Source organism: Bacillus sp. SRB_8 (genome assembly GCF_003264205.1).
Lineage (GTDB): Bacteria > Bacillota > Bacilli > Bacillales > Bacillaceae_G > Bacillus_A > Bacillus_A mycoides.
In genome coordinates this window covers 1-15,485 of the sequence record NZ_NADT01000082.1, presented here as the reverse complement: position 1 = coordinate 15,485, position 15,485 = coordinate 1, and the positions used below count along the sequence as shown (strand labels likewise).

The window sequence follows — 15,485 nt, the reverse complement described above, 5'->3', positions numbered from 1 at the left end:
CCGGTCGGGACCGCCATTTTATATAAAGAAAAGAACGAAACAAGTTGTTTCGTATTTTTTATTTGTTTTAACAAAAAACTAATAAAGACAGTCAAACTATCCTTAGGAAAACTCCTAAGGACTTTTTTATATATTTAAAACCTGTATAATAAAGAGCAGAGAACATTGTGAGTAAAGTAGGTGAAGTCTGTGAGTAAATATGAAATAACAACAAAATCTTCCGAAGAAACCCAGCGATTATCAGAAAAATTAGGGAGACTTGTAAAGGAAAAAGATGTAATTATTTTAGAAGGTGATCTTGGAGCTGGCAAGACGACTTTTACAAAAGGACTAGCAAAAGGTCTTGGAGTGAAAAGAGTCGTAAATAGTCCTACCTTCAATATTATTAAAGAATATAAAGGAAGATTACCGCTATATCATATGGATGTGTATCGTTTAGCGGAAAGTGAAGAAGATTTAGGATTTGATGAGTATTTCTATGGTGAAGGGATTACAGTAGTAGAATGGGCTCATTTAATAGAAGTATATTTACCGAATGAGAAGTTGCAAATTAGTTTATTCCATGCTGGAGATGATACAAGAAAAATTGTACTCGAGCCAATTGGAGATCGCTATATTAGATTATGTGAGGAGCTATTACAAGATGAAAGTACTAGCAATTGATACTTCAAATTACGTAATGGGTGTATCCCTTATTGAGGAAGGGAACGTGATTGGGGAAATCATTACAAATTTAACAAAAAACCATTCTGTACGTCTTATGCCAGCTGTAGAGAAACTGTTAAAAGAATGCGGTGTAAAACCGAAAGAATTGACTAAAATTGTTGTAGCAGCTGGACCGGGATCATATACAGGTGTTCGTATAGGTGTGACAGCGGCAAAAACATTAGCTTGGTCACTTCAAATACCAATTGTAGGTGTATCAAGTTTGGAAGTGGTGGCTGCAAATGGTACTAATTTTAATGGACTAATTTGTCCTTTATTTGATGGCCGACGTGGTCAAATTTACACGGGGTTATATACATATGAAGGAGAGCGTATAACTTCAATAGAAGAAGACCGAATTATTCTTATTGTTGACTGGTTGCAAATGTTAAAAGATAAAGAACAGCCTGTTTTATTTATTGGTAACGATGTTAAATTGCATAAAGAAACAATTGTAGAATATTTAGGTGATCAAGCTGTATTTGCTCCGTTCACTAAGAATAACCCGAGACCAAGTGAATTAGCATGTTTAGGATTACAAAAAGAAGAACAAGACGTGCATACGTTTGTTCCTAGCTATCTTCGTTTAGCTGAAGCTGAAACAAAATGGTTAGAAAGTCAAAAACAATAGGGGCCTACAGAAGATGGATATGATATTTAGAAAGATGGCACTCGATGATATTGCTCAAATTGTAGCTATTGAAGAAGCATCTTTTTCAACCCCTTGGACTGCAGATGCCTTTCACCGTGAATTAGAGGTGAATGAACATGCACATTATGTCGTGCTAGAAAAAGATGGTCTCGTAATTGGATATTGTGGATTGTGGATAATTATTGATGAATCACATGTAACAAATATAGCTATCCTGCCGGAATACAGAGGTCAAAAGCTAGGGGATGCCTTATTGAAAGAAGTCATTTCCGAAGCGAAAGGGTTAGGAGTAAAAACAATGACACTTGAAGTACGCATGTCAAATGAAGTAGCAAAGCAGTTATACAGAAAATACGGATTTCAAAATGGTGGGATTCGTAAACGATACTATGCAGACAATCAGGAAGATGGTCTTGTAATGTGGGTGAATATATAATGGAAAAAAATATAATTATACTTGGTATTGAAACAAGCTGTGATGAAACAGCTGTAGCAGTTGTTAAAAATGGAACGGAAATCATTGCGAATGTCGTTGCATCGCAAATTGAAAGTCATAAGCGTTTTGGCGGAGTAGTACCAGAGATTGCATCCCGTCATCATGTAGAAGAAATCACAGTTGTGTTAGAAGAAGCTTTAAAAGAAGCGAATATCACTTTTGAGGATATTGATGCAATTGCTGTAACAGAAGGCCCAGGTTTAGTCGGAGCACTTTTAATAGGTGTAAATGCAGCGAAAGCTGTGGCTTTTGCTCATGATATCCCTCTAGTTGGTGTTCATCATATTGCTGGTCATATTTATGCGAATCGTTTAGTAAAAGAAGTACAATTCCCGTTACTATCGCTTGTTGTATCCGGTGGACATACGGAGCTTGTTTATATGAAAGAACATGGTTCATTTGAAGTGATTGGTGAAACGCGAGATGATGCGGCAGGAGAAGCTTACGATAAAGTAGCTCGTACATTATCAATGCCTTATCCAGGTGGTCCTCATATTGATCGCCTTGCACATGAAGGAAAACCAACAATTGATTTGCCTCGTGCGTGGCTAGAACCTGATTCGTATGATTTCAGCTTTAGTGGATTGAAATCAGCAGTTATCAACACTGTGCATAACGCAAAACAGCGCGGTATAGAAATTGCACCAGAAGATTTAGCAGCAAGTTTCCAAGAAAGTGTAATAGATGTACTTGTAACGAAAGCGTCTCGTGCAGCAGATGCTTACAATGTAAAACAAGTGCTTCTTGCTGGTGGAGTAGCTGCTAATAAAGGGCTTCGTGCACGTTTAGCAGCAGAATTTGCACAAAAAGAAAATATAGAGCTAATTATTCCTCCTCTATCTTTATGCACAGATAATGCAGCGATGATTGCGGCTGCAGGTACAATTGCATACGAACAAGGAAAACGCGCTACATTAGCTTTAAATGCAAATCCAGGATTAGATATTGAAGCATAGTTATACACAAAATTAACCACAGCTTGTGGATAAAACCCAAATTATCTGTTGATAATTTGGTTTTTTTTGTGTACATAAAATGTGTATAACTTTTTATCTAGTTGTGGATAATGTGGAAAAGTTATTTGAAAGTTTATATTATAAAGGTGGATATGTGTATAATCTTGTGGATAACATAGAGGAAGTCTGACCTTTGAAGAAATTCTTTTTTGGGAAATAAAAAACAAAGAGATGTCCAAAAAACATTTTGAAACATCCTCCTCTTATTATATAAGGTGCTACTATTGTCAATCCTTGTCGAATGGTTTGTATAATTTCATTTATTATGGTATTGATTCCAAAACAGAAAATAAAAAGGAGGTCATCTCGTCAAAAAGCCCGACTTATGAGACATCCTCCTCTTTTAAATTCTCTTATATATGCAGTTCTTCCCATTCTGCCATACAAGCTTCAAGCTGTTCTTGCAGTGTTTGCTTTTTAGTTGTAATTTCACTAGCCTTTTCATAATCTGCATATATTTCTGGTAAGCAAAGCTGATCTTCTAACGTAGCAATTTCTTCTTCTAAGCCTACGATATTTTGTTCCAGTTCTTCAATTTTTCGAGTACGTTGACGCTCTAGCTGTTTACGTTCTTTTTCTTCGAGATAATTTAATTTTTCTTGTGCCACCACTTTTTGAACAGGTACTTCATCTTCTTGCTCTAGTTCCGCACGTTCAATCATTTCATTTTTCTTTTCAACGTAATAATCGTAATCACCTAAATATTCTTGTGCACCTTTTGTTGATAACTCAACAACGGTTGTCGTTACGCGATTAATAAAATAGCGGTCATGAGAGACGAATAGAAGAGTACCTGGGTAATCAATTAAAGCATTCTCCAAAATCTCTTTACTATTTAAATCAAGATGGTTTGTTGGCTCATCGAGAATTAATAAATTGGATTTTTGCATCATAAGTTTTGCAAGAGCTAGTCGAGCCTTTTGTCCACCACTAAGAGAAGATACTGGTTTGAGTACATCATCCCCTGTGAATAAAAAGTTGCCTAGTATAGTGCGAATTTCTTTTTCGGGTTGCAGGGGATATTCATCCCATAATTCATTTAAAACTCGCTTCGAAGATGTTAAGTTGGCTTGTTCTTGATCATAATAACCAACAGATACATTTGAGCCGAAAGCAACGTTTCCATGTAATAGCTGTAACTTATTCACAATGGATTTTAATAATGTAGATTTTCCAATTCCGTTTGGCCCAACTAAGGCAACACTGTCACCGCGAGTTAAGCGCATATTTACATGTTCAATAATCGGTTCCTGATAATAGCCAATAGTTGCATCTTTCACTTGTAAAACATCATTTCCACTTTGTTTTTCAATATCGAAGTGGAAGGAAGCTGATTTAGAATCGCCTAATGGTCTAGTTAATACTTCCATTCTGTCTAATTGTTTACGGCGACTTTGAGCGCGTTTTGTCGTAGATGCACGAGCTATATTTTTTTGTACAAAGTCTTCCAGTTTAGAAATTTCATCTTGTTGTTTTTCATAACGCTTCATTTCTTGCTCGTATAGAGCTGATTTTGAGTCTAAATATTTACTGTAGTTACCAACAAATCGTCGGCTTTCCTTATTAGAAATTTCGTATACTTGTGTAACAAGTTTATCTAAGAAATAACGGTCATGGGAAACGATTAAAATCGCGCCAGGATAGCCTTGTAAATATTGTTCAAGCCATGTTAGTGTCTCAATATCCAAATGGTTTGTAGGTTCGTCTAAAATAAGTAAGTCTGGTCTAGTTAATAATAATTTCCCGAGAGCTAATCGAGTCTTTTGTCCACCACTTAATGTGGAAATTTTCGTCTGATGCGTTTCAACTGGGAAGCCAAGACCGCTTAAAATTGAGCGTATATCCGCTTCGTACTGATAGCCGCCTTGATCTTTATAATCTAATTGTAATTGATCATAATCAGCTAATAATTTCTCATATATAGCCGCATTTGAAAAATTTTCTTCTTTTCCCATCTCTTGCTCTAGCCTTCGAAGTTTTGTCTCCATCTGCTGCAAGTGTGTAAAGACGGTTAACATTTCATCCCAAATTGTTAAAGACGTTTCTAATCCGGTATTTTGAGCTAAATACCCCATTGAGACATCTTTCGGTTTTATAATTTCACCACCATCATGAGATAACTCGCCAGCTATTATTTTTAATAATGTAGATTTTCCAGCTCCATTTCGTCCGACTAATGCGATACGATCTTTTGTTTGTACTTCCAATTTTATGTTTGCAAGAATCGTTTCTGCACCGTATAATTTCGAAAGCCCATTCACTTGTAATAATATCAATGTTTTCACCTCAAATAATTTCTTAACTTTGCCATGTTTATATTTCTCAATCATACTAAAAATAGTGTATAGTTTAAAATAAAGAGAGAATACTTCTTCTCTTTATTATACAAGGAAATTCATGAGTACTAAACTTCTGTATTTGATTCAAGTATAAGAATAAAGATAGGAAGAGAGGAGAGGTTATATGGATCAGCAAAAAATTCCACAGGCCACTGCCAAACGATTGCCTCTATACTATCGATTTATCCAAAACTTATCTCTTTCTGGTAAGCAACGTGTTTCATCAGCCGAATTGAGTGAAGCGGTAAAGGTTGATTCCGCAACTATTCGAAGAGATTTTTCATATTTTGGAGCGTTAGGGAAAAAAGGATATGGATATAACGTAAATTATTTATTATCATTTTTCCGTGAAACACTCGACCAAGATGATATAACACGTGTGGCACTTATTGGAGTAGGTAATTTAGGGACCGCTTTCTTACATTATAATTTCACGAAAAACAATAATACAAAAATTGAAATGGCGTTTGATGTTAGTGAAGAGAAAGTTGGAACAGAAATCGGAGGCATTCCTGTATATCATTTGGATGAACTAGAAGAACGTTTATCAACTGATATACAAGTGGCAATATTAACAGTACCCGCTACAGTAGCGCAATCTGTGGCAGATAGATTGGCAGAAACGAACGTGCATGGTATTTTAAATTTCACACCAGCACGCTTAAATGTGTCAGAGAATATAAGGATTCATCACATTGATTTAGCTGTAGAGTTACAAACGCTTGTTTACTTTTTGAAGAATTATCCACAATAAAACGCAGAGGAGATGACCTCTGCGTTTTATTATTGTTTTTTCTTTGTGAATTTAACTAAGATAAGGCGAAGTGCCAAATTAAAATCAATTGTTGCCATAACTGCAAATAGTATTGTCCACATATTCCAAATTGTATCTGTTACGTTCGTAATGGCGAAGCGTGTAAAGATACATCCAAGAAGAAAGTACAATGCAGCCATGAACAATGGTGAGTTTCTCATACTAAAAATCCTCCGATAAAGCCTTGCATTTTTTCAGCTTCTTTAATCATTTCTTGAATTTGCTCTTTGCTCATAAAAATTTGTCCAATAGCGACTAATGTATTCATTGCCACATGGGCTGCTATAGGAACGATAATGCGTTTCGTTTGTACATATAAAAAGGCGAATACGAGCCCCATAGAAGTGTATACCAATAAGTGAGTAAAATCAAAATGAATCGCCGCGAATACTAGTGAACTAATGATAGCAGCAACAAAGAAATTAAATCTCTTATAAAGTGTGCCAAATAAAATTTTTCTAAATACGATTTCCTCTAAGATAGGTCCGATTATAGATACAACAATGAGGAACCAAGGTGTCGTTCTTGCAATTTCCATCAGCTTCATTGTATTTTCCGAACCTTGTTTAATTCCTAGTAGACGCATTTCGATCATACCGGCAATTATTTGGGAAGAGAAAGCTAAGAGAATACCGATTATAATCCAACCAACTGTAGCTGGGATCGTAACACGCATTTTATCTAAATGCCTGTCACGAATATCTATTCTAAGTAACCAAAGCACGATACATAATGCAACAAAGAAGCTAATGATTGCCCAATGTCCCGTTATGATTTGACCTTTTTCCTCCATGGTAAATCCTCTATTATCATAGAGTCCTGTTTTTAGGAGTAGTGGTAAGCCAACAATTCCAGATAACTGCATTAAAATGTATGTAACGATAATCCACCAATATTGTTTCTTCAAATGGTTTAACCATCCTTTCTAACTCTAGTGTATGAGATAAGGTAGGATAACATGTAAATATGCTACCTACGATATAAACTTTCATTTGAATTATATTTTTTTTTGTAAATAAGTATTTGAAAATAAAATAGGAGACAGGAAAAAGTTGTACGTTTAGCGAAAACAACTTAGGGTGTCTTTCATATTGTAACATACAAGAAGTGGGAACAACGATTCATATAGTAAAGGCAGTAGAAGAAGTAATGATATATAGGAAAGTGCATAAAGTAATTTGCGAAAAAATTATGATTTTTTTACTTGCAAAAGAAATTGAGATTATTTATTATTAGAAGTGTGTTAGCACTCGTGTGACTTGAGTGCTAATAAATAAAATTTACATAACAAAATGAGGAGGTTATTGTTCATGCTAAAGCCATTAGGTGATCGCGTTGTAATTGAACTTGTTCAAGCAGAAGAAAAAACAGCAAGTGGTATTGTATTACCAGAAACTGCAAAAGAAAAACCACAAGAGGGTAAAGTTATTGCAGTAGGTACAGGCCGAGTGCTTGAAAATGGTGAGCGTGTTGCTTTAGAGGTAGCAGCAGGTGATCTTATCATCTTCTCAAAATATGCAGGTACTGAAGTGAAATACGAAGGTACAGACTACTTGATTTTACGTGAAAGTGACATTTTAGCAATTATCGGTTAATTATATACATTTTAAAAATCCAAGGGGGTCAATTATTATGGCAAAAGATATTAAATTTAGTGAAGAAGCACGTCGTTCGATGCTTCGCGGTGTCGACACTCTTGCAAACGCAGTAAAAGTAACGCTTGGACCAAAAGGTCGTAACGTTGTACTTGAGAAAAAATTCGGTTCACCACTTATTACAAATGACGGTGTAACAATCGCAAAAGAAATCGAATTAGAAGATGCATTCGAAAACATGGGTGCGAAATTAGTAGCAGAAGTTGCTAGCAAAACAAACGATGTAGCTGGTGACGGAACGACAACTGCAACTGTATTAGCGCAAGCTATGATTCGTGAAGGTCTTAAAAACGTAACAGCTGGTGCAAACCCAATGGGTCTTCGTAAAGGTATCGAAAAAGCTGTTACTGCTGCAATTGAAGAATTAAAAGCGATTTCTAAACCAATCGAAGGTAAATCCTCTATCGCACAAGTAGCTGCTATTTCTTCGGCTGACGAAGAAGTAGGTCAATTAATCGCTGAAGCAATGGAGCGCGTTGGTAACGACGGCGTTATTACTTTAGAAGAATCTAAAGGATTCACAACAGAATTAGACGTAGTAGAAGGTATGCAATTTGATCGTGGATATGCATCTCCTTACATGATTACTGATTCTGACAAAATGGAAGCAGTTCTTGATAACCCATACATTTTAATTACTGACAAAAAGATTTCTAACATCCAAGAAATCTTACCAGTATTAGAGCAAGTGGTACAACAAGGTAAACCACTTCTTATCATTGCTGAAGATGTAGAAGGCGAAGCGTTAGCTACATTAGTAGTGAACAAACTTCGTGGTACATTCAATGTAGTTGCTGTTAAAGCTCCTGGATTTGGTGACCGTCGTAAAGCAATGCTAGAAGATATCGCAATCTTAACTGGTGGCGAAGTAATCACTGAAGAATTAGGACGTGACTTAAAATCTGCTACAGTTGAATCTTTAGGACGCGCTGGTAAAATTGTTGTAACGAAAGAAAACACAACTGTAGTTGAAGGTATTGGAAATTCACAACAAATCGAAGCTCGCATCGGTCAAATCCGCGCGCAATTAGAAGAAACTACTTCTGAATTCGATCGTGAAAAATTACAAGAGCGTCTTGCTAAACTTGCGGGCGGTGTAGCAGTAATTAAAGTAGGTGCAGCAACTGAAACTGAGTTAAAAGAGCGTAAACTTCGCATTGAAGATGCACTTAACTCAACTCGTGCAGCAGTAGAAGAAGGTATCGTTGCAGGTGGTGGTACTTCACTTATGAACGTATACACAAAAGTAGCTTCTATCGTAGCTGAAGGCGACGAAGCAACAGGTATCAACATCGTACTTCGTGCACTAGAAGAGCCAGTTCGTCAAATCGCAATCAACGCAGGTCTAGAAGGATCTGTAGTTGTAGAGCGTCTAAAAGGCGAAAAAGTAGGCGTTGGTTTCAACGCAGCTACTGGCGAATGGGTTAACATGCTTGAGTCTGGTATCGTAGATCCAGCTAAAGTAACTCGTTCTGCACTTCAAAACGCAGCATCTGTTGCAGCTATGTTCTTAACAACTGAAGCTGTAGTTGCTGACAAGCCAGAACCAAATGCACCAGCAATGCCTGACATGGGCGGCATGGGCATGGGCGGTATGGGCGGAATGATGTAATTCCGTTCTCCCGAAAAACATCCACTTCTATATAGAAGTGGATGTTTTTTTATGCTTTTGAGCGCAGGAAAATAATTTCTGTAGAATTTTGTCGCTTTCTCTCTTGACCATACCGATACTTCATTGTTAGAATCTAGGAAGATAATATAAAACAATCCTTCATATATCCTCGATGATATGGTTTGAGAGTCTCTACCGGGTTACCGTAAACAACCTGACTATGAAGGCAGTGCGTCTTATATTTATAAAGAGCGGAAGACTATCTTTCTTTATAAAGCCAGACCCCTGCCTTTTCTTTGTCATGAGACTAGAGGCGGAGGACTGGCTTTTTTTATTATATTAGTAATGCTTTTCGCCAAATTGGTGAAAATATTTATATACGAGAACTAACGTTGGGGTGATTATTTTGAAGAAGCAGCATGATACAATTATCGTTTTAGATTTTGGGAGTCAGTACAATCAGTTAATAGCACGTCGAATTCGTGAGTTCGGTGTATACAGTGAACTTCATCCGCATACAATTACTGCAGAAGAAATTAAAGCAATGAATCCAAAAGGGATTATTTTCTCTGGTGGACCAAATAGTGTATACGGTGAAGGCGCATTACATTGTGATGAAAAAATCTTTGAACTAGGATTACCGATTTTCGGTATTTGTTACGGTATGCAGCTTATGACACAACACTTCGGTGGTAAAGTAGAACGTGCCAACCACCGTGAGTATGGAAAAGCTGTTCTTAAAGTAGAGAACGAATCAAAATTATATGCGAACCTTCCAGAAGAGCAAGTTGTATGGATGAGTCATGGTGACTTAGTAACTGGTTTACCTGAAGGATTCGTAGTAGACGCAACAAGTGAGTCTTGTCCAATTGCTGGTATGAGCAATGAAGCGGAAAACTTATACGGTGTACAATTCCACCCAGAAGTACGTCACTCTGAGCACGGTAACGATTTAATTAAAAACTTCGTATTCGGCGTATGTGATTGTTCTGAAGGATGGAACATGGAGAACTTTATTGAAGTAGAATTAGAGAAGATCCGTGAAACTGTTGGAGACAAAAAAGTATTATGCGCACTTAGTGGCGGTGTAGACTCTTCTGTTGTAGCAGTATTAATTCATAAGGCAATTGGTGACCAATTAACATGTATTTTCGTGGACCACGGTTTACTTCGTAAAGATGAAGCAGAAGGTGTTATGAAAACATTTAGCGAAGGCTTCCATATGAACGTTATTAAAGTGGATGCACAAGAGCGCTTCATGAACAAGTTAAAAGGTGTAGAAGATCCAGAGCAAAAACGTAAAATCATCGGTAATGAATTCATTTACGTATTTGATGATGAAGCTTCTAAATTACAAGGAATGGACTTCCTAGCGCAAGGTACACTTTACACGGATATCGTTGAAAGTGGTACAGCAACTGCACAAACAATTAAATCTCACCATAACGTTGGTGGACTTCCAGAAGACATGCAGTTCAAATTAATTGAGCCTTTAAATACTTTATTTAAAGACGAAGTACGTGTATTAGGATCAGAACTAGGAATTCCTGATGAAATCGTATGGCGTCAACCATTCCCAGGCCCTGGTCTTGGTATTCGTGTATTAGGTGAAATTACAGAAGAGAAATTAGAAATCGTTCGTGAATCTGATGCGATTTTACGTGAAGAAATTATAAAAGCAGGATTAGACCGCGAAGTTTGGCAATACTTCACTGCGCTTCCTGGTATGCGTAGTGTAGGTGTTATGGGTGACGAGCGTACTTATGATTACACAGTAGGTATCCGCGCAGTAACATCTATCGACGGTATGACAGCTGACTGGGCACGTATCCCTTGGGACGTATTAGAGAAAATCTCTGTACGTATCGTAAACGAAGTAAAACACGTTAACCGTATCGTGTATGATATAACGAGTAAGCCACCAGCAACTATTGAGTGGGAATAGTATTGTAATAAAAAAGATCCATCTATCGTTCATGTATAGATGGATTTTTTTGTTTTTACCCTTAATACGAACGAAAATATAAAAGTTTATAAAAATGTTCGTTTTTAAATTGACAAAACCACCTCCTCGAGTTAATATGAGTATGTAATTCAAACGAAAAGTGAATATTATGCCGTCGTATAATATCGGGGATATGGCCCGAAAGTTTCTACCTAGCTACCGTAAATGGCTTGACTACGAGGCGTTTTGATAAAGATGCGGGGAAACTTGTCTTTATTCATAGAACGCTTCCATGTATATGCAATGGAAGCCTTTTTTATTTTTATAGATAAAAGAGGGCTAGGGGAAATACGGCGAGTAATCATATAACGGGGGAAACGTAAGATGAAACGCTATTTTCAGTTTGATGAACTCGGCACAAATTATAAAACAGAGTTCATAGCAGGTTTAACGACATTTCTATCTATGGCTTACGTACTATTTGTCAATCCTGCTACGCTGTCGCTTGGAAATGTTAAAGGATTACCGGCAGGTACAGGAATGGATCCAGGTGCAGTATTCGTTGCTACAGCATTAGCAGCGGCGATTGGTTCGTTAATTATGGGGATATTTGCGAAGTATCCGATTGCTTTAGCGCCAGGTATGGGAATAAACGCGTTCTTTGCTTATACAGCGGTGTTAACGATGGGAATTCCGTGGCAAACGGCAATTGCTGGAACATTAATGTCAGGTATTATCTTTATTATTCTTACTGCTTCAGGTATTCGTGAAAAAATCATTAATGCAATTCCAGTAGAGTTAAAGTTTGCAGTAGCGGCGGGTATTGGATTATTCATTGCCTTCCTTGGATTCCAAAACGCTGGAATTATCGTAAAGAATGATGCTGTTCTTGTTGGGTTGGGGGACTTAACAAAGGGCACAACGTTACTAGCAATCTTCGGAGTTGTTACTACAATCATTTTCATGATTAAAAAAATAAATGGTGCAGTTTTCTACGGTATGATCCTTACGGCGATCTTAGGAGTAGCGACTGGATTAATTGATACACCAAAAGCTGTAGTGGGAGCAATACCGAGTCTAGAACCAACGTTCGGGGTAGCATTAACTCACTTTGGAGACATTTTCACTGTTGAAATGGCGATTGTTATTATAACGTTCTTCTTTATCGATTTCTTTGATACAGCAGGTACGCTTGTAGCGGTTGCGAATCAAGCGGGATTAATGAAGAACAATAAATTACCACGTGCAGGTAAAGCGTTATTTGCAGATGCGATTGCAACTGTAATTGGTGCGATTTTAGGTACATCAACAACAACGTCTTACATTGAATCGTCTGCGGGGGTAGCAGCAGGAGGACGTTCTGGATTTACAGCGGTTGTAACAGCAGGGTTCTTCTTACTGGCACTATTCTTCTCACCACTATTAAGTGTTGTGACACCAGCTGTAACAGCGCCAGCATTAATTATTGTAGGAATCTTGATGGTTTCATCTTTAGGAGAAATTGATTGGAAGAAATTCGAGATTGCAGTGCCAGCGTTCTTTACTATCATTTCAATGCCACTTACGTATAGTATCGCAACAGGAATTGCAATCGGGTTTATCTTCTATCCAATTACAATGGTTGTGAGTGGTCGTCGTAAAGAGATTCATCCAATTATGTATGTTATGGGAGTTTTATTCGTACTATATTTCATCTACGTTCGTAAATAAAAGGGGTTTTTTGAAAGGTCTAGACTTGAGGGGAGTCTAGACCTTTTTTGCGTCTTCAGAAAATCTTAAGGATTTCCGAGCGTTTTTCTTCAGAAGTTTTCTTATAATAGAAGTTAGGGATTAAAAAAGTGATGGGGGAGATAGTATGGCCGGGGAAACAATACTTGTCGTAGATGATGAAAAAGAAATTAGGAACCTTATTACAATTTATTTAAAGAACGAAGGATATAAAGTACTGCAAGCAGGGGACGGAGAAGGAGGGTTACGTATATTAGAAGAAAATGAAGTGCACTTAGTCGTATTAGATATTATGATGCCGAAAGTAGATGGTATTCATATGTGTATGAAAGTAAGGGAAGCGAAGGAAATGCCGATTATTATGCTTTCGGCAAAAACGCAAGATATGGATAAAATTTTAGGATTAACAACAGGTGCAGATGATTATGTAGCAAAACCGTTTAATCCGTTAGAGTTAATCGCAAGAATTAAATCTCAGCTACGTCGTTATATGAAAATGAATGGCTTTGCTATTCAAAATGAGGACGAGTTAGAAATTGGAGAGATGAAAATAAACATCTCCACTCATACAGTCATTGTGGATGGAGAAGAAGTGAAACTGACCCCGAGGGAATTTTCAATTTTAGAATTACTAGTCCGTAATCCGGGGATGGTCTTTAGTGCGGAACAAATTTATGAAAAGGTTTGGAACGAAAGATCTTTCCAGTCGGATAACACGGTAATGGTTCATATTCGGAAAGTGCGTGAAAAGATTGAGGAGAATCCAAGGAAGCCAATATATATAAAAACAGTATGGGGAGTGGGGTATAAGATTGAAAAAGATATTTAATCCATTTACTTATGTTAGGAAAATTCGAGAATTAATTGGAAAGATAGTGAAGAGTGTGAAACGGAGTATACGAATTCAACTTATTACTGCGTTTACTGCTTGTGCGTTGTTAGGGATTTTGTCAGCGAAGGCAGCAGCACCGTTTTTTGAGAATGCGAATCGAGAGGCGACGATCGATTATCGGGTTGGTATGGAACAAATTAATCAACAAGCTCAAAGCGTCGCAAATAGTTCAGTTCATGAAAATAAATTAGAAGCTATATCAACTATGATTGAAATAGAGAATCAAAATTTAGAACAAAACTCTAGAGCTTTAAAAGTATTGGTCACTGACGAGAGCGGTAAAGTTTTATATAAAACGAAGCAGGCGCAAGAAGAGCAAATTGATTTGCATAATACAATTCGTAATGCATCATCGTTTGCGATTAATTATATGAATGGTAGAAAAGAATTTGAAAGTACGAGAAAAGAATTTATAGCTTTTGCACCTATTACAATAGAAGATAAGAATTTATACATGTTTGTTAGTGGGATTCCAGAAGGTGAAGTAATATATGATACGCAAGAAGGACCGTTTCCGTTTTTCATAGGTGTACTTGTATTTATTTTCTCTTTCTTCTATATAACAAAGAGAAAGATGAAGCAAATTGAAGCGATGGCACAAGGTGTAAAGGAAATAGAAAAAGGAAACTTAGCGTACCGTATTGAGAAAAAAGGTGAAGATGAGATTGCGTCATTAACTGAGAATATTAATAATATGGCGGAAGAGCTTATGAATAATATAGAAAAGGAACGTAAATTAGAGAAGCAAAAGAATGAGCTTATTACGAATGTATCACACGATTTACGTACACCACTGACTTCTATAATGGGTTACTTGCGATTACTTCGAGATTCTAAATATGAAAATAAAGAACAACATGATGAGTATACGAGAATTGCTTTTGCAAAGTCGGAGCAGTTAAAGAATTTAATAGAAGATTTATTTGAGTATACGAAGTTAACGAATGAACAAGTTGTATTAGAAAAACAGGAAGTGTGTGTAAATGAGTTACTTGATCAATTAATAGAAGAGTTAGTACCACAAGCGGAAGAGCATGGCCTTATGTTTGTTAAGAAGTTTCCTGAGGAACGTGCATATGCGATGATTGATTCGGAAAAGATGGTTCGTGTATTCGACAACTTACTAATGAATGCAATTAAGTATAGTAAAGATGACGGAGAGATAAAAGTTTCTCTTCAAAGGCAGCGCAGGAACATACAAATTGTTATTGCGAATCATAGTGAAGAGTTTACGAGAGAAGAGTTAGGGAACTTGTTTGAACGGTTTTATAAGAAAGATCAATCTAGAAGTAGAGTAACAGAAGGTTCGGGGCTCGGATTAGCTATTGCGAAAAGTATTGTTGAGTTGCAAGGTGGTAGTATTCGAGCTGAGTATGAGGACGGGATCGTTCAGTTCATCGTTTCATTACCAATTATAGAAAAATAATAAATGAATAGAATGTTATAGGATAAAAAGGCTTATTTTAAAAGAATAAGCCTTTTTATATTTTTTTAGAAAAACATATTGACGATTAGAGTTTAGAGGTGTAATATAAAACAAGTCGCCGATAGCAACAACGCAGAAAGCGACAAACGAAATAAAAAACTTAGTTGACATTAACTAACGAAGATGTTAACATAAGGGAGTCGCA

At 36.8% G+C, this 15,485-nt stretch carries 14 protein-coding genes and 2 riboswitches; of the genes, 11 read left to right on the top strand and 3 right to left on the bottom strand.

All coding sequences use genetic code 11. The features are described from left to right. Positions 1 to 189: 189 nt before the first annotated feature. The 4 genes from tsaE to tsaD are packed head-to-tail and all read left to right on the top strand — an operon-like array spanning position 190 to position 2,809. Positions 190 to 663: a tRNA (adenosine(37)-N6)-threonylcarbamoyltransferase complex ATPase subunit type 1 TsaE gene (gene tsaE / locus B5P40_RS31605; RefSeq protein ID WP_016101417.1), complete on the top strand. Its 474-nt coding sequence runs from the start codon at positions 190 to 192 to the stop codon at positions 661 to 663. Continuing rightward, positions 644 to 1,336 carry a tRNA (adenosine(37)-N6)-threonylcarbamoyltransferase complex dimerization subunit type 1 TsaB gene (tsaB, locus tag B5P40_RS31600; RefSeq protein WP_002091610.1) on the top strand — a complete coding sequence of 231 codons (693 nt, stop codon included), beginning with the start codon at positions 644 to 646 and terminating at the stop codon, positions 1,334 to 1,336. The genes tsaE and tsaB overlap by 20 nt, the downstream gene beginning before the upstream one ends. A gap of 13 nt (positions 1,337 to 1,349) precedes the next feature. Next, positions 1,350 to 1,793 (top strand): ribosomal protein S18-alanine N-acetyltransferase, encoded by a 444-nt coding sequence (gene rimI / locus B5P40_RS31595; protein ID WP_002063534.1) that lies wholly within the window; start codon positions 1,350 to 1,352, stop codon positions 1,791 to 1,793. Beyond that, positions 1,793 to 2,809, top strand: a complete 1,017-nt coding sequence (tsaD, locus tag B5P40_RS31590; protein WP_002029447.1) for a tRNA (adenosine(37)-N6)-threonylcarbamoyltransferase complex transferase subunit TsaD — start codon at positions 1,793 to 1,795, stop codon at positions 2,807 to 2,809. Before rimI ends, tsaD begins: the two co-directional genes overlap by 1 nt. A gap of 413 nt (positions 2,810 to 3,222) precedes the next feature. Here the strand turns inward: tsaD and B5P40_RS31585 are convergent, their stop codons facing one another. Continuing rightward, positions 3,223 to 5,145: an ABC-F family ATP-binding cassette domain-containing protein gene (locus tag B5P40_RS31585; RefSeq protein ID WP_100248488.1), complete on the bottom strand. Its 1,923-nt coding sequence runs from the start codon at positions 5,143 to 5,145 to the stop codon at positions 3,223 to 3,225. A 187-nt stretch (positions 5,146 to 5,332) separates the two neighbouring features. On the opposite strand from B5P40_RS31585, the gene B5P40_RS31580 reads away from it, so the two are divergent. Then, positions 5,333 to 5,962, top strand: a complete 630-nt coding sequence (locus tag B5P40_RS31580) for a redox-sensing transcriptional repressor Rex (RefSeq protein ID WP_000372704.1) — start codon at positions 5,333 to 5,335, stop codon at positions 5,960 to 5,962. Between the two features lie 29 nt (positions 5,963 to 5,991). Here B5P40_RS31580 and B5P40_RS31575 read toward each other — a convergent pair whose 3' ends face one another. Both B5P40_RS31575 and B5P40_RS31570 read right to left on the bottom strand, forming a co-directional pair. Continuing rightward, positions 5,992 to 6,183, bottom strand: a complete 192-nt coding sequence (locus B5P40_RS31575; protein WP_001246201.1) for a YdiK family protein — start codon at positions 6,181 to 6,183, stop codon at positions 5,992 to 5,994. Continuing rightward, on the bottom strand, positions 6,180 to 6,929 hold the full coding sequence (locus B5P40_RS31570; RefSeq protein ID WP_113710510.1) for a CPBP family intramembrane glutamic endopeptidase: 750 nt from the start codon (positions 6,927 to 6,929) through the stop codon (positions 6,180 to 6,182). The genes B5P40_RS31575 and B5P40_RS31570 overlap by 4 nt, the downstream gene beginning before the upstream one ends. Positions 6,930 to 7,332: 403 nt before the next feature. Between B5P40_RS31570 and groES the strand changes: the two genes are divergently transcribed. The 6 genes from groES (at position 7,333) to B5P40_RS31540 (ending at position 15,280) form a co-directional block, all read left to right on the top strand. Then, entirely contained in the window at positions 7,333 to 7,617 is a 285-nt protein-coding gene (gene groES, locus B5P40_RS31565) for a co-chaperone GroES (RefSeq protein ID WP_002009985.1), read from the top strand. A 37-nt stretch (positions 7,618 to 7,654) separates the two neighbouring features. Beyond that, complete coding sequence (groL, locus tag B5P40_RS31560; RefSeq protein WP_002029451.1) at positions 7,655 to 9,289, top strand: chaperonin GroEL; 1,635 nt, start codon at positions 7,655 to 7,657, stop codon at positions 9,287 to 9,289. Between the two features lie 139 nt (positions 9,290 to 9,428). After that, a riboswitch (purine riboswitch) is annotated at positions 9,429 to 9,530 on the top strand. 165 nt (positions 9,531 to 9,695) lie between these two features. Beyond that, positions 9,696 to 11,234: a glutamine-hydrolyzing GMP synthase gene (gene guaA / locus B5P40_RS31555; RefSeq protein WP_142936382.1), complete on the top strand. Its 1,539-nt coding sequence runs from the start codon at positions 9,696 to 9,698 to the stop codon at positions 11,232 to 11,234. A 155-nt stretch (positions 11,235 to 11,389) separates the two neighbouring features. Beyond that, positions 11,390 to 11,491: riboswitch (purine riboswitch) on the top strand. Positions 11,492 to 11,618: 127 nt separating this feature from the next. After that, a complete protein-coding gene (locus tag B5P40_RS31550) occupies positions 11,619 to 12,944 on the top strand; it encodes an NCS2 family permease (RefSeq protein ID WP_002091603.1) in 1,326 nt (441 codons plus the stop codon). A 145-nt stretch (positions 12,945 to 13,089) separates the two neighbouring features. After that, positions 13,090 to 13,791, top strand: a complete 702-nt coding sequence (locus B5P40_RS31545; RefSeq protein WP_113710508.1) for a response regulator transcription factor — start codon at positions 13,090 to 13,092, stop codon at positions 13,789 to 13,791. Beyond that, on the top strand, positions 13,775 to 15,280 hold the full coding sequence (locus B5P40_RS31540) for a sensor histidine kinase (protein WP_002124847.1): 1,506 nt from the start codon (positions 13,775 to 13,777) through the stop codon (positions 15,278 to 15,280). Before B5P40_RS31545 ends, B5P40_RS31540 begins: the two co-directional genes overlap by 17 nt. Positions 15,281 to 15,485 lie beyond the last annotated feature (205 nt).

Excerpts from the sequence above, each read along its gene's own strand:
- tsaB (WP_002091610.1), top strand. The coding sequence starts at position 644 with ATGAAAGTACTAGCAATTGATACTTCAAATTACGTAATGGGTGTATCC.
- rimI (WP_002063534.1), top strand. The coding sequence starts at position 1,350 with ATGGATATGATATTTAGAAAGATGGCACTCGATGATATTGCTCAAATT.
- tsaD (WP_002029447.1), top strand. The coding sequence starts at position 1,793 with ATGGAAAAAAATATAATTATACTTGGTATTGAAACAAGCTGTGATGAA.
- B5P40_RS31580 (WP_000372704.1), top strand. The coding sequence starts at position 5,333 with ATGGATCAGCAAAAAATTCCACAGGCCACTGCCAAACGATTGCCTCTA.
- B5P40_RS31575 (WP_001246201.1), bottom strand. The coding sequence starts at position 6,183 with ATGAGAAACTCACCATTGTTCATGGCTGCATTGTACTTTCTTCTTGGA.
- groES (WP_002009985.1), top strand. The coding sequence starts at position 7,333 with ATGCTAAAGCCATTAGGTGATCGCGTTGTAATTGAACTTGTTCAAGCA.
- groL (WP_002029451.1), top strand. The coding sequence starts at position 7,655 with ATGGCAAAAGATATTAAATTTAGTGAAGAAGCACGTCGTTCGATGCTT.
- B5P40_RS31550 (WP_002091603.1), top strand. The coding sequence starts at position 11,619 with ATGAAACGCTATTTTCAGTTTGATGAACTCGGCACAAATTATAAAACA.
- B5P40_RS31545 (WP_113710508.1), top strand. The coding sequence starts at position 13,090 with ATGGCCGGGGAAACAATACTTGTCGTAGATGATGAAAAAGAAATTAGG.